11 protein-coding genes are annotated in these 24,091 nt (G+C 66.1%); 3 read left to right on the top strand and 8 right to left on the bottom strand.

The features are described 5' to 3' along the window. Positions 1-36 precede the first annotated feature (36 nt). The 8 genes from ACFUCV_RS00915 to ACFUCV_RS00950 form a co-directional block, all read right to left on the bottom strand. Complete coding sequence (locus tag ACFUCV_RS00915) at positions 37-1,008, bottom strand: AAA family ATPase (protein WP_380811016.1); 972 nt, start codon at positions 1,006-1,008, stop codon at positions 37-39. Positions 1,009-1,158: 150 nt separating this feature from the next. Further along, on the bottom strand, positions 1,159-3,231 hold the full coding sequence (locus ACFUCV_RS00920; RefSeq protein WP_380811018.1) for a DUF222 domain-containing protein: 2,073 nt from the start codon (positions 3,229-3,231) through the stop codon (positions 1,159-1,161). A gap of 160 nt (positions 3,232-3,391) precedes the next feature. Further along, positions 3,392-9,505: an Ig-like domain-containing protein gene (locus ACFUCV_RS00925; protein WP_380811020.1), complete on the bottom strand. Its 6,114-nt coding sequence runs from the start codon at positions 9,503-9,505 to the stop codon at positions 3,392-3,394. A 166-nt stretch (positions 9,506-9,671) separates the two neighbouring features. Continuing rightward, the gene (locus ACFUCV_RS00930) at positions 9,672-15,845 is read right to left on the bottom strand and encodes an Ig-like domain-containing protein (protein WP_380811022.1); all 6,174 of its coding nucleotides are present in this window, start codon (positions 15,843-15,845) and stop codon (positions 9,672-9,674) included. Positions 15,846-16,074: 229 nt separating this feature from the next. Next, positions 16,075-17,496: a pyridoxal phosphate-dependent decarboxylase family protein gene (locus tag ACFUCV_RS00935; protein ID WP_380811024.1), complete on the bottom strand. Its 1,422-nt coding sequence runs from the start codon at positions 17,494-17,496 to the stop codon at positions 16,075-16,077. Between the two features lie 111 nt (positions 17,497-17,607). Continuing rightward, positions 17,608-18,687 (bottom strand): adenylate/guanylate cyclase domain-containing protein, encoded by a 1,080-nt coding sequence (locus tag ACFUCV_RS00940; RefSeq protein ID WP_380811026.1) that lies wholly within the window; start codon positions 18,685-18,687, stop codon positions 17,608-17,610. Then, on the bottom strand, positions 18,671-19,270 hold the full coding sequence (locus ACFUCV_RS00945) for a PH domain-containing protein (RefSeq protein WP_380811028.1): 600 nt from the start codon (positions 19,268-19,270) through the stop codon (positions 18,671-18,673). The genes ACFUCV_RS00940 and ACFUCV_RS00945 overlap by 17 nt, the downstream gene beginning before the upstream one ends. Beyond that, a complete protein-coding gene (locus tag ACFUCV_RS00950) occupies positions 19,263-20,186 on the bottom strand; it encodes a biotin--[acetyl-CoA-carboxylase] ligase (protein WP_380811030.1) in 924 nt (307 codons plus the stop codon). The genes ACFUCV_RS00945 and ACFUCV_RS00950 overlap by 8 nt, the downstream gene beginning before the upstream one ends. A gap of 294 nt (positions 20,187-20,480) precedes the next feature. Between ACFUCV_RS00950 and ACFUCV_RS00955 the strand changes: the two genes are divergently transcribed. From ACFUCV_RS00955 to ACFUCV_RS00965, 3 genes are read left to right on the top strand one after another with little or no spacing between them, the layout of a single operon-like run. Next, positions 20,481-22,064 (top strand): acyl-CoA carboxylase subunit beta, encoded by a 1,584-nt coding sequence (locus tag ACFUCV_RS00955; RefSeq protein ID WP_380811032.1) that lies wholly within the window; start codon positions 20,481-20,483, stop codon positions 22,062-22,064. Then, a complete protein-coding gene (locus ACFUCV_RS00960; protein WP_380811034.1) occupies positions 22,064-22,309 on the top strand; it encodes an acyl-CoA carboxylase subunit epsilon in 246 nt (81 codons plus the stop codon). The genes ACFUCV_RS00955 and ACFUCV_RS00960 overlap by 1 nt, the downstream gene beginning before the upstream one ends. 46 nt (positions 22,310-22,355) lie before the next feature. Continuing rightward, positions 22,356-24,059 (top strand): DUF885 domain-containing protein, encoded by a 1,704-nt coding sequence (locus tag ACFUCV_RS00965; protein ID WP_380811036.1) that lies wholly within the window; start codon positions 22,356-22,358, stop codon positions 24,057-24,059. Positions 24,060-24,091 lie beyond the last annotated feature (32 nt).

Raw genomic sequence — 24,091 nt, forward strand, 5'->3', positions numbered from 1 at the left:
GTCTTGGTGCTGTGCATTCGCGGAACTGGCAGGGCCCTACGCCGAGACGCGCTGCTGCGGCGCGGCAACTTCGGCCAGGATGCGGCCAAGCACCACCTCCGGGGTGGCTCCGGCAAATTCAGCCTCCGGGTCCATGACAAAACGGTGCGTCCACACATAGGGAGCCAGTTCCTTCACGTCATCGGGCAGGACGTAGTTGCGGCCCTTGGCCGCGGCCCAGACCTTGGCAATGCGCACCATGGCAATGGCGCCACGCACCGAAACGCCCAAACGGGTTTCCGGGGCGTTGCGGGTCTCTTCACACAACCGGGAAATGTACTCCAAGACGGCGGCGTCCGCGTGCGTGGTGGAGGCCAGGTCCGCCATTTCGGCAACGGCCTGCGGCGTGATGATGGCCTGCATCTTGGAGGTGCGGTCACGCTGGCCAGAGCCTGAGAGCAACTGAACGGTGGAGGCGTGGTCCGGGTAGCCAATGGAGGTCTTGACCAGGAAGCGGTCCAACTGCGCCTCGGGCAGCCTGTACGTTCCAGCCTGTTCAATGGGGTTCTGGGTGGCCAGCACCATGAAGGGGCGTCCCGTTTCATAGGTGGTGCCGTCCATGGTCACCCGGGACTCTTCCATGACTTCCAACAGGGCCGACTGCGTTTTCGGCGAGGCACGGTTGATTTCATCAGCCAGCACAATCGTGGCAAAAATGGGGCCCTTGTGGAATTCAAATTCCTGCGACTTTTGATCGTAGATCATGACGCCGGTGACATCCGAAGGCAACAGGTCCGGGGTGAACTGGATGCGTGAATGGGTTCCCTTGACAGTTGCCGAGAGAGCGCGCGCCAACATGGTCTTTCCAGTTCCGGGTGCATCCTCAAACAAGACGTGGCCCTCGGCGAGCATGGCCGCCAGAGTCAGGCTGACGACGTGCGACTTGCCAAGGATGGCCTGGCCTACGTTGGCGACCAGCTTCTCAAAAGTACCTGCGAACCACGTGGCCTGTTCCGGCGTCATGGACATAGTTGTTCTTCCTTCAATCGTGTGGATCACGCATTTTTGCGGCAAAAACCTGCATTAGTTTATCCACTAATTGGTGTTACCCGCCATTAGCCCACACTATGGCCACTGTGTCCCACGGCCGGGCACCCTTTAATGGTGTTTTGCCCGGTATTACGTGCCGCTCCCGGAACCGCGTTGGTCGATGAGGGTTTGTTCTTCTTCGTCGGGGAACATGCCGGGGGGTGGTTGGGGGACGGTGTCTGGGGTCCAGGTGGGTGGGATGTGGTCTTCTGGTGGGAGGTCCCAGGACGGGTGGGTCGCGTCCCATTGCCGCCAGGAATCCTCGTCGTGGTCGTGGAGTTGTTGTTGGAGGTTGTTTTTCAGCCATTGCGGGTAGGTCGGGGCTGGGGTGTCGTCGGTTTCTGGCGGGTACCAGTGTCCGGTGGGGGATGTCCATCCCACGCGTCCTTCTTCGGTGATGGTGGGGGTCCAGCCGCGCAGGCGGGTGTTTTGACGTTCGGCGCTTTGGTCCGTGCGAACGCATCCTTGGCGGGTTTTGTCGTCCTTGAAGTGTTTGAGGAGGTGGTGGCTTTTGCATAGGGTTTGCAGGTTGTTGTAGACGCTGCGGCCCCCGGTTTCAAAGCGTTTGACGTGGTCGACCTCGCAGTTCACGGCCACGGTGGTGCAGCCCGGGAAGAGGCAGTATTCGTCCCGGATGGCCAACATTGTTTTCATGGCTTTACTGATCCGGTACGACTCCGGTGCGTGGTCCAGGGGTTTGTTCGTGATCGGGTCCACCAACACCCGGTACAGCGAACCCGCTTGTGCGGTGAGACGCTTAGCGAGGTCCACACTGATCGGCCCGACACCTTCCATCCACGCCGGTTCGTCCGTGAAGCCCAGCAATGACAGGGCAGGCACCACCAGCACTGGGGTCACCCTGGGCAGCGGCGGCCACACACCACCCGCATCCTTAGCCCCCGGATTGTTGCTAGGCGTTGTGGGGCACGGGGTTAGCTCCGGTGGACGGGACCCGTCAAACCCATCCCACGCTTCATCGCTCCACGGTTCAGGGACAGGATCCACAAAACCAGGGTCCGTGTAATCAGGATCATCAAACACCGGAACCACGCCGTCTCGTCCCAATCCCGGCTCCCTGGGCGGGTAAAACGACGCACCAGGTGCGTGCCCATGAGAATGGGCGCCGTGGTAGCTCGAGCCCGGCTGGGATGCTGCCGGTCCTGCTGGCTCCGTCATCTCCGGCTCCGGGGTTCCCGCCGGAGCTGCGGTGGCCGCCGCCGCCGGTTCTGACACGGCTGGTGCTGGTGGGGTGTGGATGTGGTTTTCGTCCATGGTCTGGCCCAACAGCAGGGCCGCGGCAACATCGGCGCGCAACTGGGCCAGGGTCCGTGATTCGTGGGGACCCTGCGCGGCCTGGGCGGTGGTGGTGCACTGGGAGAAGATCGCAGCGACCGTCGGCGAAGGCCCAAACAGGGTCAGCCAGGACATCCCGTCCTGACCCCGACCCACCCGCAGGGACCGGTCCTTGAACGCCCGCCGCGTTTTCGCAGCCATCGAATCCGGGTGGGTCCGTTCCCGGGCGCGGCGGGCCTTGTCCCTGAAGCTCGGCCCCGCGCACCCTTCGGCCTTTCCCAACAACACCTGTTCGAAAGCGTCAATGACGGACTGTGGGTGCCCGGCGTCCCGCAACACGGTCGTCTCCTCAGCAATCACGACCGCCTGCTCCCACCCCAACCCACCCTCACTAAAAATCTTCATCGTCGCCGGAAGGTGATGGACCAGGGTCCCGGCATGATCCATCAGCTTTCCCGCGACCGCTTCGGTAATGGTCAGCAACCCGGCCACCTCGGCCCGGATGCCCATCATCTGCGTCTGCCGCTGCCAGGCATCCAGCCCCAGCACCACACCCTCCACCCGGGCGGCCGCTTGGAGGCGTTCGACCAACACCACCAACAACGCCGCACACCGGTTCCGATGCACACTCAAAGCAGCAAGGGCGTCAGTGCAGTCATCCAACAAGCCCCGCACCCCACCCAACCGCGAGGAACCACGATCCTCGGTGGAGGCACTGGGAACAGGGAAATCAGGCAACCCCGCCAACCCCGCCACATCCACAGCAAGGGAGGAAAGAACGGGAAGGGTAAGGGCAGTGATGCGGTCCGCCACAGAAACTGTGGTGGATGAATCCTCCGGACCTGCCGGGAAATTCACTGAACTACCCATACCCCCATAATAAACCCCACCAACGGGTCGAACAAGAGAATCAAACAATTATTCGAAACTATTTTCCCACTACAGGCCAGCAATGACGGGAAACTTCATGCGATAAACCTTCATGCCTCCTTTCGAACGTCTCCCCTGTTCTACCGGTGTCCAGCACGCCCTAGCAGCGCGGCATGTCGGCCGGGATGCTTTCCCTATTGGTCGTGCGGACGGACACATGGTTCCACTGGCCGTATCCCCCGGAGGTGATGCGGTACCACTGCTTGCCGCTGTCGGAAGAGCCCCAGTATTTCCAACAGCTCACCTCAACCGACACTCCGGGTTCCAACCACTTGGAACTGCAGGAGGGCGGGTTGCCGTCCACAAAGTGGTCGCTGCCAGTGGTAGCTTCCAAACAGCTTCTGTACGGAGCCGCCTGAACCGTCCAGCTGGTGGGCTTCGGCGGGGTTTCCGCGCCGCTCTTTGGAGAAACCCTTTTGACGCCCCCGGGTGTGCCCACAGAGTTGACGGTCCGGGCTTCAATGACCGCCTCGGTGTTGTAGCCGCCAGTGTTGAAGGTGTCGCTGCCATTGTCTCTCCGGTCTGTCCATCCGCCGCCGTTGACGCGTGTCTGGACCACTGCAGCATCCGTTGCGCCGCCGGGGTAACGCCAGGAGTAGGACACATTTTTGCTGTCTTTGGCACCGTCGTTGCCGTCCAGCCCCACCGTTCCGGGGGCACCAAAGGGCACCACCGCGTTCGACGCCGGTGACGCGTTCCCGGCGCTGGCGAAGGCCGACGATTTGGCATAGACGGTGACGGTGGTGGAGGCACCATTGCTGGCGGGCACGGTGCCGCCGGGGGTCACGGCAATATTCTTGCCCCCAGGGGTTACATTGGCGAAGTAGCTCATTTCCGCCGGCGTGGATCCACCCAGGGCCGGTCCAGACAGCGGCGCGAAATTAACTGTGACGGATCCGCCGGCTCCCCCGGTGTTGGCCGCCGCGATGATGGGCGCAGCCACCTGGCCCGGCTGGCTGACGGACCGCCACGGCGCTGAGGCTGGACTTAAATCCGAGGGCTGCACGTCAGTGGTGGCCTGCACCTTGAATGTGTATTTTGCCACCGCATTGGGCAGGGACACGGTTTGGCTGGTCTGCGTGGTGGTGACCGCTGCAGTCTGGGCACCGTCAAGGTAGGTAAACAGCGTGTACTGCTTGAGATCCCCGCCATTGAGGTTGGGCTGCGTCCAATTCACCCGCAGCTGGTTTTGGCTGCCAATCTGGTCCACGAGCGTGGTGGTGGGCGCGGCCGGGGTGAACGGCTTGCCCGCGGGCTTGCCCGGCTTGGCGGCGTACCCGCTCCACTCCGAGGGGTCGGGGGCGTCATTGATTGCCTGGACCCGGAAGGTGTACTCCGTGCCGTTGACCAGTCCCGGCCAGGTGAGCTTGGTGGCCGTGACCGTCCGCTGCGGATTTTGGCCGGCGGGAACGGGTGAAATCTGAACATTGAAGGACTTCACGGGCGAATATTCACCCACCGGCTTGACCCAGTTGAGCTCCAGCTGCCGGTCCCCCCGAACAATGGTGGGCGGGGCCGGCTTGTCGGGCTTTTGGTCCGGCGTGGCCGTGGCGGAGGCCTTGGAGTAGGCGGACTCCCCCACGGCGTTCTTGGCGCTGACGGTGAAGGTGTACGGCTTGGCATTGGTGAGGCCGGTGATTTGGCAGGTGTTGCTGGCACATTCCTGCTTCACACCGTCGCTGCGCATGACCGTGTACCCGGTCAGGGGCGAGCCGTTGTCCACCGGGGTGGCCCATTTGAGCAGCACGGTCTTGCTCTTGACCTCCTGCACCAGGGGCGCGGCGGGCGCGGCCGGCTTGCCCTTGACGTTCAAGGTGATGCGGCCGTCCACGTTCCGGGCGCTGTCGCCGGTTGCGTCGGCCACCGTGTAGCTGACCACCACATTGCCGGTGAAGTCCTCCGGCGCCTGCACAGCCACCTGGTCCCCGGCCACCGCCACCTGCGTGCCCGGCGCGCCCGTGCTCATGACCGCGTTGACAACTTTCAGCGGGGTGTCCGGGAAGGGGTTGACGTCATTGCCAAGCACGTCCACGGATTCCAAACGTCCGGCGAAGGCGTCGGGGACGGAGTCGTCGTTGGCCACGGCCTTGGGCCTGGTCGACGACGTGACGGTCACTGACACCTCCGCCCGCACGGACGGATTGCTGCCATCATCGACCGAGATGCTCAGCGAGAACACGGCACCGAGGGTGGCGTTCCTGTCAGCCTCCACGGTGAGCTGGGCGCCGTCGAGCGTGGCCTTGATGCCGGGCACGCCGGGCTCCGCCACGGAGAACTTCAGCGGATCCTTTTCGGGATCGGCGGCCAGCAGTGCCAGGTTGACGGTGGCCGATTCCAGCTGGGCCACTTCGATGGTGGTGCCCTGCAGCGCCGGGGGAAGGTTTTTGGCCGGCGCGGGGGCCACCTCGGTCATGATGGTCAACGTCGATTTCAGCCCCGACGGATCTTCGGGTCCCGTGCCGTCGGTGACCTCAAAGGTCATGGAGCCGGGACCGTAAAACTCCACAGAGGACCTGTAGTCCAGCCCGGCGCCGTCGGCGGTCACGGCATTTAGGGCCGGTGCGCCAATCATTTGGACCTTGTCGGCCTGCGTGATGCGTGGCGTGCGGCCCTCGCGGACCTTGACGTAGTCGCTGAGTTTGACGGTGGCGCTCTCCCCCGCCTGGAGCTTGATGGCTTCGCTGTTCATAAGCACCGGGTACTGCGCGTCCTGGCCCGGGACCCACACAATGGCGGTGGAGGCCAGGCCGTCGCGGTCGGTGACCGTGTACGGGACCATTTGCGGCTCCGGCAGCAACGGAATCTGCAGAGAACCCCCGGAGGTGACCGTGGCGTTGGAGGGCACGCCGGCGCCCTGGACCAGGGAAATCTCCAGTGCCTCGGCCACGCCGTCGGGGTCCTCGTCGTTTTTCAGCACGGGCACGCTGACGGTGTTCTTGCCCAGGGCCTCCTGCACCGTCACCTCGTCGTCGCGGGCAATGGGGGCGCGCAGCGGCGCATCGGCGGTGACAGTCATGCGGATGTTGGCTGTGGCCGTGGCGCCGGAGGGGTCGCTGACGGTGTAGCCCATGGTTGCGGTGCCCGGGGTGGACGGGCTGGTCAGCAGCACGCGGCCCAGCTCCGTTACGGAGGGCCGCATCTCTTCCGGACCGGCAAAGCCGTCCTTAGTGACGAACAGCTTGTCGGCGTCCGGATCGGCGTCGTTCAGCACCACGTCCAGGGCCACGGGGCGGTCCGGGCGCATGGAGATGAAGTCGTCGGCGGCCACCGGCGGGCGGTTTACGGAATCCTCCGGGGCAATGCCCACTTCCACTGTGCCCACCGCCTCTGCGCCCAGGCGGTCCCGCACGCGGTAGCTGAACTTGTCGGTGCCGGCGGAGTTTCCGGCGGCGGTGTAAATGATGAAGCCGTTGCCGGCGACGGCGGTGCCCAGGGTGGGTGGAATGTCCACGCCCACCAGGCGCACGGAGTCGCCGTCGGGGTCAATGCCGTCCAGCGGGATTTGGATTTTGCTCTGCCCGCCGGCAATGGTCCGGCCTTGGACGTTTTTCGGCGCCGGCGGCAAATTGCGTTCCGGATCGGCGGCAATGACATTGATGGTCACGGACGCGGAATCCGATTGCCCGGAATCATTCGTGACCTTGTAAATGGCGGTCATGGAACCCGGCACGTCCTTGGCCAAAAAGCGCAGCGAGTCCTGGTCCACCCAGAGGCTGCCGGCATCCGCTGCCGGAGCTTGAATAATCTCGGGGTTTTTCAGCACATCGCCGTTGGGATCGTAGTCATTGGCCACCACCGGGATGCGCGCCACATCCCCCACCCGGACATCGACGGTGTCCGGGGAGGCCGTGGGCGGCTGCAGCGTGGACGCCGACGGGATGCGGACGACGGCGATGCTCCCCTTCGCGCTGCCCTGTGCGTTGGCCACCGTGTACTCCAGGGCGATGGGGCGGAGTGGGTCGCGGATGTCGGTGATTTTGACAATGTTGTGCTCCAGCACCGTCACGGACACGCCGGAGTCCTGGGGCACGGTGACGCCCCGGACCACCAGCACCCCGCCCGCGGGATCGGTGTCATTGCCCAAAACGTCCACCAGCACGGTGCCGCCCAGGGGCAGCAGCGCCATGTCTTTGACGGCAATGGGGGCCAGCTCCTCCTGCGCCGGCACCACGTCAATGCGGATCAGTCCCGTGGCGCTCTGCGGGCCGTTGGTCACCTGGTAGCTCAGATAGCTGGCGCCCACGGTGTCGGCGGAGAAGGTGAAGGTGCCGTTGTCGGCAATGGCTGAGACGCGGCCGGTCTCGGACTTGTCCACGCTGGCCAGCCGGAGCTCCCCGCCCAGGGGGTCCTGGTCGTTCTTCAGCGGGGCCACCACGGCTTCCTGCCCCACCACCACGCGCTGGTAGTCGGCGTTGGCCACCGGCGGCACTCCGCCGGCCGGTTTGACGTTGACCTTAATGTCCTTTTCCACAATGGAGCGGGTGTCCGAGACCTGCACGGTGACGGTCTTCATGCCGTTGGTGGAGCCGTCATCGCTGTAGTTCAACTCCCCGTCCGGGGTGAATTTCACCTGTCCGGTCTCCTCCTTGGACGTGGCACCCACCAGATAGATGCTGTCCCCGTCAGGGTCGATCATGTCGGCCAGAACGTTTTGGGCAATGGTCTGCCCCTGCGCCACCACCATGGTGGTGGCGCGCATGGAGGCCGGCTCGGTGTTCTCAGTCTCCGGCACCACGCGGATGCTGACATTGCCGGTGGCGGTGCCGCCGCGGCCGTCGTCGGCGGTGTAGCTGAAGGATTCCGTGCCGGTGGGGGCATCGGCGGGCACGGTAATTTGCAGGCCGGTGCCGCCGTAGACGGTCTGCAGGGTTCCGGCGGCAATGCTCCCGGCGCTGTCGCGGACCGTGAGGACGTCGCCGTCCGGGTCGGAATCGTTGTACAGCACGGGCAGCAGGGTGGTGCCGCCGGCGCGGACGCCGAACTGGTCGGCCTCGGCCAGGGGCGGGCGGTTGGGTTTGGTCCTGTCCGGCAGTGTGTTGACCACGTTCGGGTCAGTGGAGTCCTTGTCGGCGTCCTTCGCGTTTTGCTGATCCACGGTGAGGCCATCCCAGTTGTTCACCAGCAGCATGTTTTGGTTCACCAGCCACACATCGCCGCCGGCCATGTCGTTCAGGACCACGTTGCCGCGGTTTTTGCGGAACACCAGCTTGGAGGCGGCGGTGGCCTGGGGGATGCTGACGGGTTTTCCGTCCTGGCCGGGGCAGTAAAAAAGGTACTGGTTGGAGCCGTTCCAGGCAGCGTGGACGCAGCCGTCCTGCTGCACGGGGGCAATGGGGCGGCCCACGGAGCCGGCGTCGACCGTGCCGGCGGCGCCGCCGTCCAGGGGCTGGAGCAGCAGTTCCTTGCCGCTCTGCAGGGCCACAAAATCCCCGGTTTCGCTGCGCTGCTGCAGGGCCGCACCCTTGGCCTGGGGCAATTCCACCCGCTTGTTGCCGGGCAGGAACACGGTGCCCGTCTCGGGGTTGAACACCACCGGCTGCTCCCCCACGGTGGTCAGCTGCAGCTTGTTCGAATCCGGCAGGCCCTCAAGGGTGGTGTCGCTGCTGTGCAGGACCTTGCCCTCGGCATCCAACCGCGCCTCGGTGAGGACGGCACCACGGGGGTTGAGGGCGAAAACCGTACTGACGCCGTCGTCGATGGCCAGCGCGACGGCGGCCCTGGCGTTGCCCAGTTTCTCCTGGAGGGGTTTGCTGGTCTTCTCATCAAAGGAACCGGCCATGGAGGTGGGCAGCGCCCAGACCTTGCCGGCATTTTGATCGGCAATGACTGTGATGTGGGAGCCGAGGGACACGCCCTTGCTGCCACCGAGCGGCGTGTCCTGGGTCAAGGTCATGGCGGGGACATCCACCTGGTTCAGCAGCGTGCCGGAATCGTTGTCCATGAACACCGTCCCGGCATCCTGCAGCACGTCAAAGCCAGGAGCCGTGGCAGTGAAGCCGCCGTCCAACAGCTTGGAGGGGACGTTGAGGTGGCCCACCATGTTGATGCTTTGGTTCGTGACCCAGACGCCGCCGTCGTTGAGGTCCACATCGGCGGAGCTGAAGCCGGGGTAGATCAACGCCCCGGCCACCACCGCGCCGGTGAGCAGCGTTGCCGCACCCGCCGAGTAGAGGCGCCTGCGTGCGGACGTGGTGGCAAAAGCGGGTAAAGCCATGAAAAACCCTTAACTCAGCCGGTGGGGTCCGGCGGGATGAGACGGTGTGCTGCGAGCTGGCGGACGGAATCCGCCATTGCCACTGTCCACCCCCGGGGCGGAAACGGCAATGGGGAGCACTCCCCCGCAAGGAAGCGCCCCCCACTTTAGCTGCCGTCAGCTGCGCCTAGCAGCGGATGCCGCCGCCGTCCTCGTCACGGGCGTTCACGGTGTCACCGCGGACCCAGCGGCCCGGGTGGGGCCCACTGGACATGACGTACCAATCGTTGCGGCAACCGGACACCCGTACCCAGCCGTCGGCCGTGTCCAGCCACTTTCCGCCCAAGTCCACGTTCCCGCCGGGGGAACGCACACCATCACAGATGGACGTGCCACCGGAGTTGGAATAGTTGCTGTTCTCGCCGGGACCCTGGGTGCAGGAGTGCCAGGTGCCGGCCTTGACCTGGACGAAGGTCTTGGGCTCCGGCGGCGGGGGCGGCGTCTTGGCGCCACTGGTGAGCCTGACGCTGTCCTCGGGGCCGTAGGTGCCCACGGAGTTCTTGGCACGCACCTTGATGGTGACGGGAGTGCTGTAGCCGCCGGTGTTGTAGCTGGCGCTGCCATTGCCGGCCTTTGCCTCCCAGCCGCCGCCGCCAACCTTGACTTCAATGGACACGGCGTCCACGGATCCACCCGGATAGGACCAGGAGTAGGACACATTTTGGGAGTCCTGGGCGCCGTTGCTGCCGGAAATGCCGGCCTTGCCGGGAGTGCCAAAAGGCTTTACCGCAGCTGAGGCGCCGGAGGCGTCGCTGGTGGAGGCAATTCCACCGGCGTTGGCCCTGGCCAGCACCGTGGCCGTCACATTGGCCCCGTTGGGCGAGGGCAGTTCCACGCCCGAGGGCACCCCGCACCGCTCACCCGTGGTGGAAAGGATCACGCAATACGTGACCTCGTTGGCGGCGTAGCCATTGAGCTGGGCGGCACTGAGCGGCTGATACGTCACGGTGACGCGTCCGCCGGCGGCGTTCTGGTTGGCCACGGCAATCCCTGGTGCCGCCATGGTGCCCACCTTGCCCACTGCCCTTTGCGGGGTCGAGGACGGGCTGGGTCCGCCGGTGCCGGCCTTGTTGGTGGCTGTCACAGAAAAGGTGTAGGCGGCCGTGGAGTTGTCCACGGTCACTGTTTTGCTGGTGCCCGTGACGGTGGTGGATACGGCCCCGCCGCCGCCGCCCTGCTGCGTCAAGGTGTACTTGGCAATGGCCGCGCCATTGGTGAAGGGCTCGTTCCAGCTCACGGAGATCTGGTTTTGGGTGCCCACGCGGTCCAGCACCTGAACGGTGGGCGCGGCTGGGGCGGCCGGCTTGCCGGCGGGCACCACGGACTTGGAGTACGGGCTCCATTCGGACGGGTTGGGCGCATTGTTGATGGCCCGGACCCGGAACTGGTACTCGGTGCCGTTTTCCAGTCCCGTCCACGTCAGGGAGTTGCCGGTGACCGCGGACTTTTGCGCGTTTTGGCCCGCCGGTGCCGGGGAAATCTGCACGTCGAACTTGGTGACGGCGGAGAATTCACCCACCGGGGTCACCCACTGCACAGTCGCTGCCTTGTCACCGAACTCGGTGCTGGGGGCTGCGGGGGCATCGGGTTTGCGGTCGGGAATGGCCACCACCGACTGCGCCGACGGGGCCGAGGTGGCCACGGCATTGGTGGCGGCAATGGTGAACCGGTATTCCTTGGCGTTGGTGAGGCCCTTGATGGTGCAGGTGTTGGTTTCACAGTCCTGCGTGCCGCCGGCCCAAGCCACCGTGTACTTGGTGATGGGTGAGCCGTTGTCGGCAGGAGGCTCCCACTTCAGCAGCACCGACTTGTCCTTTTCCTCCAGGATCTGCGGCTTCTCCGGAGCGTCGGGCTTGCCCTTGATGGTGATCTTAATGCGGCCGGTGGCGTGGCGTGCGGAGTCCTTGGTCTTGTCCTCCACCACATAACGCACCACCACGGTGCCCTTGTAGTCGGGATCGCTGTTGACTGTCACGGCATTGTCCACATGGGTCACCGTCACACCGGCACTGCCCGTCTCCGTGGAGGTGTTCACCACGCGCAGGGCCGTATCCGGGTAGGGGTTGACGTCGTTCTCCAGCACCTTGATCACTTCGGCCCGCCCGGCGTGCGCATCAAGGACCACGTCCTCATTGGCCACGGGCAAAGGCAGGGACGACGACGTGGCGCGCAGGACCACATCGGCGGTCACGGGCGGGTTGCTGCCGTCGTTGACGCTCAACTGCACGGTGGCACTCTCCCCGACCTTGGTCCCGTCACGCTGCTTGACCTTCAGCACCGTGCCGGAGAAGTCCACGTCAAAGTTTGCCGGCTTGTTGCCGCTGAGTGCGTAACGGAACTTTTCCTGGTCCCCGGGGTCAATGTCAAAGGCCAGCGGCCCCACGTCCAAGGTCACTGTCTCCTGCTGCGGCACCTCAAGGGAGGAGCCGGTGAAGGTGGGCGGGGTGTTTTTCTTCTCCTCCGGCTTTTCCTCTTCCTCGTCCTTGGCGCCCACGGGGGCAGGGTCCACCAGCGTCATGACGGTCAAAGTGGACTTCAGGCCTTCCGGATCATCCGGGCCCGTGCCGTCAGTGACTTCAAAGGTGATGGAGCCGGGACCGTAGAACTTGATGTCCGCGGCGTAGTTCACGCCCTCGCCCTCGCCCACAATGACGTTCTCCTTGCCCGCTCCCACCAGGGAGATCCGGGCGGCCTCGGTCAGGCGCGGCTTGCGGCCTTCGCGGACCTGGACGTAGTCTTCGAGTTTCATGACGGCGCTTTCACCGGCGGTCAGGCGGATCACCTCGTTGCTTTTAAGCACCGGGTACTGCTTGTCCAGCCCCGGCACCCAAACCACTGCCGTGGATTTGAGGCCATCGACGTCCGTGACGGTGTAGGCCACCATTTGGTCCTGGGGTGCCAGCACCACACGGACAGTGCCGTTGCCGGTCACCGAGGCGGAATCGGAATTGATGCCGTTGACCTTCTCAATGCTGATCTCCAGGTCCTCCGTCACACCGTCCGGGTCGGCGTCGTTCTCCAGCACCGGCACATCCACGGTGTTCTTGCCCAGCATCTGCGCCACTGTGACACGGTCGTCGCGGGCAATGGGCGCCTTCAACGGCGCATCGGGGGTCACCGTCATGCGGATGTTGCCGGTGGCGCGGGCGCCAAACTTGTCAGCCACCGTGTACAGCATGGTGGCAATCCCCGGTTCCGCCGGGGAGGTCACCAGCACCTTGCTCTTGTCGGTGACGGAGGGCAGCATTTCCTGCGGGCCTTCGAAGCCGTCGGCCACCAGGCCCAGCGCACCGCCGTCGGGGTCCGCGTCATTGAGCAGCACATCCAGCGCCACCTTCCGGCCCGGGCGCATGGTGATGTAGTCATCCTCGGTCACGGGCGGGTGGTTCACTGCCAGCGGCGGTGCCACACCCACCTGCACGCTGGCGGTGGCTTCGGCCCCCTGACGGTCGCGCACCCGGTAGCTGAAGGAATCGGTGCCTGCGGAACTGCCGCCGGCGGTGTAGAAAATGTAGCCGTTGCCGGTCTCCGCCGTGCCCAGGGCCGGGCCCTGGTCAATGCCGACCAGTTCCACGGAGTCGCCCTCGGGGTCAATGCCCGACAAGGGCACGGGGATGCGCACCAGGTCCCCGGCAATGACGCGGCCGGTCAGGTTCTTGGGCGCCGGCGGCAGGTTGTTTTCCGGATCCGCGGCCACAATGGTGATGGTGACGGGGGCGGAGCTGAACTGGCCGGTGCTGTTGGCCACCTTGTACACCCCCTGCACGGTCTTTGCCGTGGGTCCGGCAATGAAGCGCAGCTGGTTCTGGTCGGTGAACAGCTTGCCGTCAGCCGCATCCGGGGCCTCCACCACGGCCGGGGACTTCAACACTTCACCATTGGGGTCGGTGTCATTGGCCAGCACCGGAATGCTCACCACATCCCCCGCGCGCACAATGGCCGTGTCCGGTTCCACCCGCGGCGGCTTGAGCTTGTCCGGGGCGGGAATGCGGACCACGGAAATTTCGCCCGTGGCGCTGCCGGCACCATTGGAAATGGTGTACTTGATGCTCATTTTGTCCTGCAGGCCGCGCAGGTCGGTGAGCTTGATGATGTTGCGTTCCACAATGGTGGCCGAGACCGGTGAGCCGGCAGGCAGCTCCACGGACTGGATCACCAGCACCCCGCTGGCGGGATCGGAGTCGTTGCCCAGCACATCCACCAGTGCCGTGCCGCCCGAGGGCAGCATCACCAGGTCCTTCACAGCCACCGGCAGTCCCTGCGTGTCCGGTTCCACCACGTCGACACGGATCAGGCCCGAGGCGCTCATGGGGCCATTGGTGACCTGGTATTCCAAGTAGACCGGACCGACGGTGTCGGAGGTGAAGGTGACGGTGCCGTTGTCCGCAATTTCGGAGATCGTGGCGGTGCCCACCTTGGCCACACTGGCCAGGCGCAGTTTGGCGCCGGCCGGGTCCTGGTCGTTCTTCAGCGGTTCCAGCACCACCGGCTGCCCGGCCACGGCGCGGACAAAGTCGGCGTTGGCCACCGGCGGCACGGTGCCGGCGGGCAGCACGTTGACCTTGAGCTTTTTCTCGGTGATGTCACGGCCGTCGGAGACGGAAATGGTCATGGACTTCATGCCGATTTCCTCCCCGTCGTCGGTGTAGCTCAGCTCGCCGTCGGGGGTGGTTTTAATGACCGCGGAACCGTCGTCGGAGACGGCTGAGTTGAGGTAGATGTCGTCGCCGTCGGGGTCGATCCAGTCCGTGAGCACATTTTGCTTCATGGTCTGGCCCTGCTCGACCACCAGCGTGGTGTCGCGCATGGTTTTGGGCGGGGTGTTCTCGCTCTCCGGCACCACGCGCACATCCACGGTGCCCTTCGCCGTTCCGCCCCGGCCGTCGTTGGCCGTGTACGCGAAGGTGGCGGCGCCGCCCTGTTCGGCGGGGACGGCAATCTGCAGGCCCGTGCCGTCGTAAATGGATTCCACCGCGCCAAGGGCAGGGCCGACGTCGGGCGCGGACACCGTGAGCACGTCGCCGTCCGGGTCCGAGTCATTGAACAGGACAGGCAGGATCGTGGTGCGGTTGGCCCGGACGCCGAAGGAATCCGGGGCGGCCTCGGGCGGGCGGTTGGGTTTGGTGCGGTCCGGGAGGGTGTTGACCACATTGGGGTCGGCGGATTCCTTGTCCGCATTGTCTGCGGTCTTCAGATCGGTCTTCAGGTCATCCCAGTTGTTCACCAGCAGCATGTTCTGGTTCACCAGCCAGACGTTGCCGGTGTTGGTGTCATTGAGGACCACCACGTCACGGTTTTTGCGGAAGACAAACTGTGAGGAGGCTGCGGCCTTGGGAATGTCCACCAGCTCCCCGCTTCCCTGGCAGGAAAGGGCGTACTTGTTGGCCCCCGACCAGGCCGCATGCACGCAGCCGTTTTGCACCACCGGCGCCACGGCCTTGCCGCTGCCGCCGAGCTCCAACACCTTGGCGGCGGTTCCATCCAGGGGCTGGGTGTAAAGGGCGGTGGCGGTCTCCACGGCCACGAAGTCGCCCTCGGCGCTGGGTTGGGCCAGCAGTGCGGCCCCGGCGTTGGGGATGGTGGCGTTTTTGCCGTCGGGCAAAAACAGCTTCCCGCTCTTGGGATCAAGGACCACCGGCTTGCCGCCGGCCACCGTGATCTGCACGGTGGCCGTGCCGGCCAGGCCCGCCAAGACCACCCGGTCCTGGGAGGCGGCCTTGCCGGCGTCGTCCAGCACGGTGGTGATCAGCTCGCCTTTTTCACTGTCGACGGTGTAGATGGTGTCATCCGGGGCGGTGACGGAGACTGCGCTGTCCAGGCCGGACAGGATGGGCTGGAGGGTTTTGTCATTAAAGGCCGGCACTGCCGCGTTGTCCATGGCCCAGACCTTGCCGGTGCCGGAATCGGTCAGGGCAATGATGTTGCTGCCCTGCGAGACCTGCCTGCCGCCCACGCGGGTCTCGGACGACATGGCCATCATGGGGACATTGACGGGGTTGAGCAGACTGCCGCCGTCACCGCTCATGAAGACATTGCCGCCGTTTTGAACCACGTCAAATTCGGCGGTGGTGGCGCTGAAGCCGCCGTCCAGGACCTTGGACTGGTCATTGAGGTGGCCCACCAGGCCGTCCACCTTGTTGGTGACCCAGACACTGCCGTCATTGAGGTCCACGTCGGCGGTGGTGAAACCCGGATACACCACAGCACCTGCAACCACCACTGTGGCGGCCAGCGCCGTGGCACCGGCACTGAATAACTGTTTTTTGTTCGAGGACTTGGTGAAGAGATCGCTCAAAGCCATGGAAAACCTTTATCTATCCGAATCGTGGTGACCTCGGGTACGTGAGACCGGGCGCCTGCATGCGGAGCCCCCTGCAATCCTAGCGGATTGCTCCACATGATGGGCTAATGGTTTTCTCAACGTCACCACGGCTTTGTCACATCACGGCGGCGCCCCATCCCCCGCTGCGGTCCTTGGGAAAGCGGGGACATTGCGCAGGGGGTGGGGTGCCGCGGGTCAGCCGTCGGGGTCAATTGCGGCTTTGCGGCATGGGCTCATTGGCGTCCTCGGCCGCCATGGCCTGTTCGACGGCGGCGAGGGAGAGCGCCACATCGCGGGCGTCAGTGGTCCAATTGCTGACCGAAATCCGCAGCACGTCCCGCCCGGCCCAGTGGGAGCCTGACATCCAGGCCGTGCCGTCGGCCAGCATCCGGGCAGTGATGTTGCGGGTGCGTGCATCGGAGCCAAAACTGACGCACAGCTGCGTGTACACCACCTCGTTCAGGACCTCCACGCCCTCCAGCCGCCCCAGGCCGGCGGCAAAGCTTTGCGCGTGCTCCACCAAAGTGTCAATGAGGGCCGCCACGCCCGAGGTGCCCAGGGAGCGCAGGGCCGCCCACACCGGGACGCCGCGGGCCCGGCGCGACATTTCCGGCACCTTCTCAAAGGGATCGCCGGGCCCGTGGTCATCGGAGATGAGGTAGCTGGTGTGGGCGCCAAACACCGAGCGCAGCACTTGCGGGCGGGAGACCATGACCACGCCGCAGTCATAGGGCACATTAAGTGTTTTATGCGCATCGGTGGCCCAGGAGTCGCAGTCCGCCAGGCCGGCAAGCTGGTGGCGGTGGGTGGGACTGGCAGCCGCCCACAGCCCAAAGGCGCCGTCAACGTGCACCCAGGCCCCGTGCCGGTGGGCGATCTCCGCCAGTTCGGCCAGAGGGTCCGAGGCGCCCGAATGCAGGTTTCCGGCCTGCAGGATGACAATGGCCGGTCCTGCCTTGCGCTCCAACGCCGCAGCCAGCGCCGCAGGAAGCATGCGCCCCTGGGAATCCGCCGCCACCGGGATTGGCCGGCCCAGGCCCAGGTATTTCAGGGCCAGCTCCACTGAAACGTGCCCCTGCTCGCCTGTGAAGACCTGGATCCGCGGAGCCCCGCAGAGCCCGTCCGCCGCCAGGTCCCAGCCGGTTTGGTCCAGCACGTGGCTCCGGGCGGCGGCCAGGGCTGCAAAGTTGGAGCTGGTGGCCCCCGTGGTGAAGCCCACGTCGGATCCCTCGGGCAGGCCCAGCAGTTCCAGCAGCCACGCTCCGGCCGCTTCCTCGGCGGCGGCCGTGGCGGGGGTGGCGTAGCGCATGGCGGCATTTTGATCCCAGGCACTGACCAGCCAATCCGCGGCCATGGCGGCCGGGAGCGTGCCGCCTATGACCCAGCCAAAGAAACGGCCCGCAGGCATGGCCATGAGCCCCGGTTCCGCAAGCCGCGCCAACTCGTCAATGACCGCGGCAGGCTCCAGGGGCTGCTCCTGCAGGGGTGTGGCGAACCGCGCCAGCAGCTGGTCGGCATTCATGCGCGGCCCCATGGGGCGTGCCGGCAGGGAGTCCAGCCATTGGTTTGCATGCTCATGCGCCCGGTCCAGGGCTGCCCGGTATCCGTGGTCCGCGCTGTCGGTGTTCATGGCCCCTGGCCTCCCGTATGCCGCGCGGCCGCACCTCTTGGGTGGCCGCTGCTGTTTCACCCTACTCCGCCTTGGGCGCGGAGTTAAGGGCTAAAACGCCGCAGGGTGCAGCTAATCGACCACCAGTCCCTGGCCCTCGCCGCGGGAAAGCAGCACGGGGGATATTTCACCAAAGCCGCGGACGTTTTCCATCGGCAGCTGGGTCAAGACAAAACGGTCGTCATCGGTCAGGGCGGAGGCCGTGACGGAGTCAATCAATACTGTGCCGGGCTCGGCCAGGGAGGTCAGGCGGGCGGCCAGGTTCACGGTGGGGCCGTAAATGTCGCCCAGGCGGGAAAGCACCCGCCCCCACACCATGGCCACGCGGGCTTCGGGCAGGAAGTCGTCCGCTGCCATGGCCTCGGCCAGGGCCAGGGATATTTGGGCTCCGGCCACGGGTGTTTCACAGTTGAACAGCACCTCGTCCCCAATGGTCTTCACCAGCCGGCCACCGCCGACGCTGATGATTTCCGCGCAGATGTTTTCAAAGCGCTGGACCAGGCGGGCCAGGGTCTTTTCATTCATGCGCCGTGAAAGGGAGGTGTAGCTGACCAGATCGGCAAAGCCCACGGCCCGGGCCAGCGGCAGCGGCGCGTCGTCCTCGCCGCCCACCCGGCCCAGTTCGCTGGCGGCCAGGCCCTCCTGGGCGCGGACGGCCAGGCGCTGCACGCCGGCATTGAGCTGGCGGCGGTAGGAGTAAATGAGCAGTTCCTCCAGCGGGGCAATGAGGTTGGGCAGTTCGGACACCACTGCGCGGCGGGCCTCGGCGTCGCTGACGCCATGTTCAGCCACCAGGTCCTCCACCAGCGCCTCAATTTGCCACACCGCCATGCGGTCGGTCATTTGGCCAATGGAGCGTGTCACGGAAATGGCCGTCTCCTCCGTCAGCAAACCCTCGCGGACCATCGTGACCACCGTCTGCAGGGCGTCCTTGTCACGCTCGGTGAAGGCGACGTCGTCGTCCCCGAGGTTGGGAAAGCCCATGGCGCGCCAAATTTTGCGGGCCGAGAGCAGGGACACACCGGCCCCGGCGGCCACGTCACGGCGTTTGAGGGTGCGTTCCCCACCCAGTAGATGCGCTTCCAGGGCCTTGGTCTGGTTGCGGGAGGCAGGGGACAGCGAGGGCTCGGGTACATCAGTTGTTTCTTCCAAGCTCGCGCAGCTCCTTTTCACTCATGTTTTCCCCACCAGCGTAGTCCCCCAGCCGGGGAGTTTGCTGGACAGGGAACCGCGCCGCCAGGCTCCAGGCCTGCTGCGCTTCACTGTTGAAGCTGCGCAGGAACGGAACTTCGGGCACCGTCCGCACGGACCCCGCCAGCAGGAACAGCTGCAGATCCCCGGAGCCCACCAGGCGCTGCCGCCAGGACTGGACGGTGCGGATTTCCTGCAGCTGCTCCAAAAAATAGCTTTCCATGCTGCGCTGCAGCAGGCCGCGGCGCACCAGCAGGCGCCGGCTGGTCAGGACATAGCGGGTGGAATTCCACCGCAGCACCCGACGGAGGGGATACAGCACCAGCAAAAAGGCCACCACCGCCAGCAGCAGCACAATGGCAGGTCCCCGCAGGGGCTCGGCCCCGGCGGCCCAGTCGTCAAAGGGTGCCGGCTGCAGCTTGGCCAGGCCCGCCGAACCCCACAGAATAATGAACAGGCCCACGGTGATGGGCCAGATGAGCACGCGCGCATGCGGCCGGCACTTGATTTCCACCTGCTCTCCGTCCAGGAGCCACTTATGCATAGCGCACCGTGCCGTCAGCTCCGGCGCGGCGCAAATGCACCACGTCCCCGGCACTGATGGTGTGCACGCTGCCATGGGCCTCACGCAGCAGCAGGGCGCCGTCAACTGCCAGCCCGGTGGCGGTGCCGGTCAGGAGCACGCCGCCGGGCAGTTCCGCGCGGACCTGTTGGCCCAGGGTGCCCATGTGGTCCGCGGCCAACTCCAGCAGCGTGGTCCCGGCACCAGGCGCCCCGCCGCCCAGGGGTGCCTGGGCGTCGCCACCGGCTGCAAGGAACTGCCGGTACAGCGCGGCGAAGCCATTGAGGTAGGCGGGCAGGAGGGCATTGCGGTCCAGCCCGGCTGCGGCGGCGCCTTCGAGCAGCAGCGAGGTGGCGCGGTCCGTGGGCAGCTCGTGGCCCCGGGCGCTGACATTGAGGCCGGCACCGACCACCACGGCAGGGCCGCGGCCCGCCGGCCCGCCGGGGCCCGCCGGCACCACCTGGGCCAGGATGCCGGCGAGTTTGCGGCCATTGACCACCACATCGTTGGGCCATTTAAGTTCGGCGGAAATGCCGGCCACGGACTTCACGCCCCGGCACAGGGCAATTCCCGCCAGGACGGACAACCAGGCGTAGCCGGTGGGGGCAAATCCGGCGCCGGGCAAGGTGGATGCGGCAGGCCGCAGCAGCACGCTGGAGATCATGGCGGCACCGGCAGGCACCACCCAGGAACGTCCCAGGCGGCCCTTGCCGTCCTCCTGGGCATTGGCAATCAGGACCGAGGCATCGGGCCAGTGCTGCTGTGGATCGGCGGCCGCGGCGGCAAGGTCGGCATTGGTCGAGCCGGTGGAATCCACCACTTCCACCCGTTCAAAGGCCCCCTCTGGATGCAGCAGCGCAGCTTTGAGCGCCGGGGCACGCAGGCTGGGCCGGTTCATGGCTGAAGCATTACAGGGAAAACGCCGTTCATGCCTTAAAGCCTATCCCGGGTCACTGACACGCCGAACTCCTGCCCGCACCCCCGCCCCGCCCCCACCCCCGCCCGCACCCCCGCCCCCACCCGGCGCGGCGCCGCCGGAGGGGGGAACCTGCCAGCGATTCCTTGCGACTTTGTAGGGTTCCTACACAGGCAAGGCACGCAGGCATTACTACACTGGAGCTACACTTTGCTTTTTTGTGTGGTTCCCATCAATGGGGGCGCCACGTGACAGCCCTACCGAGCCGGAGTATGTATGAGCCACGACCTTTCCACGACAGCGGGCAAGATAGCCGATTTCCGCGAGCGCTCGGCTCAATCCAAGATGCCCTCGGGCCAGGCGGCCGTTGAGAAGCACCACGCGAAGGGCAAGAACACCGCCCGCGAGCGCATTGACCTGCTGGTGGACCCGGACTCCTTCGTGGAGTTCGACGCCCTGGCCGTGCACCGCTCCACGGCTTTTGGCATGGAGAAAAAGAAGCCGCTGGGTGACGGCGTGGTTTCCGGCTACGGCACCGTCGATGGCCGCCTGATCGCCGTCTACAGCCAGGACTTCAGCGTCTATGGCGGCTCCCTGAGCCAGGTCAACGGCGAAAAGATCGTCAAGGTCCAGGAATTTGCGCTGCGCAACGGCTGTCCCGTGGTGGGCATCAACGACGGCGGCGGCGCCCGGATCCAGGAGGGCGTGGCCTCGCTGGCCATGTTTGCGGACATTTTCCGCAACAACGTCCACGCCTCCGGCGTCGTGCCGCAAATTTCCCTCATCATGGGCCCGTGTGCCGGCGGCGCGGCCTACTCCCCCGCCCTGACCGACTACGTGGTGATGGTGGACAAGACCTCCCACATGTTCATCACCGGCCCCGACGTCATTAAGACCGTCACCGGCGAGGACGTGGACATGGAGACCCTGGGCGGGGCCCGCCAGCACAACGCCACCACGGGCACCTCCACCTACCTGGCCAGCGACGAGGCCGACGCCATTGACTTTGTCCGTGAACTGTTGGACTTTCTGCCCGCCAACAACCTGGCCGAGGCGCCCGTGGCCGAGCATGAGCAGGAGCTGGAGCCCGACGCCGGCGATCTGGCGCTGGATGCCTTGATCCCGGATTCGGCCAACCAGCCGTACAACATGCACACGGTCATTGAGCAGATCCTTGACGATGGCCACTTTTTGGAGATGCAGGCCCTGTACGCACCCAACATCATGATTGGCTACGGCCGCGTGGAGGGCCACACCGTGGGCATCGTGGCGAACCAGCCCATGCAGTTTGCCGGCACCTTGGACATTGCCGCCTCGGAAAAGGCCGCCCGCTTTGTCCGCAACTGCGATGCCTTCAACATCCCCATCATCACCCTGGTGGACGTGCCCGGCTTTTTGCCCGGCAAGGACCAGGAGTTCCAGGGCATCATCCGCCGCGGCGCGAAGCTGCTGTACGCCTACGCCGAGGCCACGGTGCCCAAGCTGACGGTGATCACCCGCAAGGCCTATGGCGGAGCGTACATTGTCATGGGCTCGAAGAAGCTTGGCGCGGATTTGAACCTGGCCTGGCCCACGGCCCAGATCGGCGTCATGGGCGCCCAGGGCGCCGTGAACATCCTGTACCGCCGCGATTTGGCGGCAGTGGAGGCCGACGGCGGCGATGTGGAGGCCCGGCGCGCGGAGATTGTCCGCGATTACGAGGACGAGCTGCTCAACCCCTACCAGGCTGCCGAACTGGGCTACGTGGACGCCGTGATTGCCCCCTCGGACACCCGCATCCAGCTGATCAGGGGCCTGCGCGCGCTGCGGGACAAGCGTGCCAGCCTGCCCGCCAAGAAGCATGGGAACATTCCGCTGTGATGCCCGCACCCTCCCAGAACCCGGACGGGACCTTCGGGACACCGGCGCAGGAGCCGCTGTTCAGCGTGGGCCGCGGCAATCCCACCGCGGCGGAACTGGCCGCCGTGACGGCAGTGGTCCTTGCCCTCCAAAGTGGCGCGGCGCAGGCGCGGCAGGGACACAATGCGCGCCACTGGGCGCGGCGGGCCCGCCTGCACCTGCCCCCCGCACCCGGTGCCGGGGCGTGGCGGCGCTCAGCCAAATAGCGCCACCGGCCCCGCCGGCGGCAGCCGGCCCGGTAGGCTCGGTGGCATGACCTTGCCATCGCAGCCTGCCCGGACCGCCACCGCCATTGATGCAGTCGCCAACTCCTACACAGAGCGCCTGCTTGAACTTGACCCCGGCTTCGCCACCGAACTGGGCCGTCCCGGGGGCGAGCGCGCATACCGCGACCACTCCCCGGCCGGGCTGGACGCGCTGGCGCAGGCCGCGCGCACCGCCCTGGCGGAATTGGCGCCGCTGGAGCCCGTTGACGCCGTCGACGCCGTGACCCTGCACGCCATGCGGGAGCGTCTGGGCCTGGAGCTGGAACTGCACGCCACCGGCTGGCCCTTGGCTGAACTAAACAACATTGCCTCCCCCGCGCAGAACATCCGGGCCATTTTCGATCTCATGCCCACAGCCACCGCCACCGACTGGGAGCACATTGCCGGCCGGCTGGCCAACGTCCCCGGCGCCATTGCCGGCTACATCCAATCCCTGCGCGCAGGCGCCGAGCGGGGGCTGGTCAGTGCGCGGCGGCAGGTTGTGGCGGTGGCGCAGCAATGCCGGCGCCACGCCGCGCCGGACGGCTTCTTCACGTCGCTGGCAGCAGGGGCCCCCGCGGAGCTTGGCGCAAAGCTTCGCACAGCACTGGAGGCCAACGCCGGACTGGCCCGGGCGGCGTACGCGGCCCTGGAAACCTTTTTGCAGCAGGAACTGCTTCCGGCGGCGCCCGCGGCGGACGCCGTGGGGCCCGAACGCTACGCCCTGGCCTCCCGGGAGTTTTTAGGCGCCACCGTGGACCTGGCGGAAACGTACGCCTGGGGCGTGGCTGAATTGGACCGCATCATTGCGCAGCAGGAGGCCGTGGCGCAGCGCATCGCCCCCGGCGCCGGGATAGCCGAGGCGAAGGCACTGCTCAACGCCGACCCCGCACGGACCCTGCACGGCACCGATGAACTGCTGGCGTGGATGCAGCAGCTGTCCGACGCCGCCGTGGCCGAGCTTGCCGGCACCCAGTTCGACATCCCCGACTTCATGCGCACCCTGGAGTGCAGGATTGCGCCCACGCAGGACGGCGGCATCTACTACACCGGCCCCTCGGAGGACTTTTCCCGCCCGGGCCGCATGTGGTGGTCCGTTCCGGCCGGCGAGGACACCTTCACCACCTGGGCCGAAACCACCACCGTCTACCACGAGGGCGTCCCCGGCCATCATCTGCAGGTGGCAACGGCCACCGGGCAAAGCGGACTGCTCAACGACTGGCGCCGCAATGTCTGCTGGGTTTCCGGGCACGGCGAGGGCTGGGCCCTGTACGCCGAACGGCTCATGGACGAGCTGGGCCATTTGAAGGACCCGGGCGAGAAAATGGGCATGTTGGACGGGCAGCGCATGCGGGCCGCCCGGGTGGTCTTTGACATTGGCGTGCATTTGGAACTGCCGGTGCCGCCGCAGTGGGGCACCGGCACGTGGACGGCGGAAAAGGGCCTGGAATTCCTGCGCGCGAACCTGGACATCTCCGAAGGCCAGCTGGACTTTGAATTCAACCGCTACCTGGGCTGGCCCGGGCAGGCGCCGTCGTACAAGATCGGGCAGCGGCTGTGGGAGGAGATCCGTGATGCCCGGGCAGAGCGCGACGGCGCTGACTTCTCCCTGCGCGGCTTCCACACCCAGGCATTGAACCTTGGCTCGGTGGGCCTGGACACCCTGCGCAAGGCCCTGCTCGGCTTCCAGGACCCCTCGGCGCAGTGCTGATCCTGCCGGTGGCGCCGGCACCACAAGTGCCA

Source organism: Specibacter sp. NPDC057265 (genome assembly GCF_042668835.1).
Classification (GTDB): domain Bacteria; phylum Actinomycetota; class Actinomycetes; order Actinomycetales; family Micrococcaceae; genus Specibacter.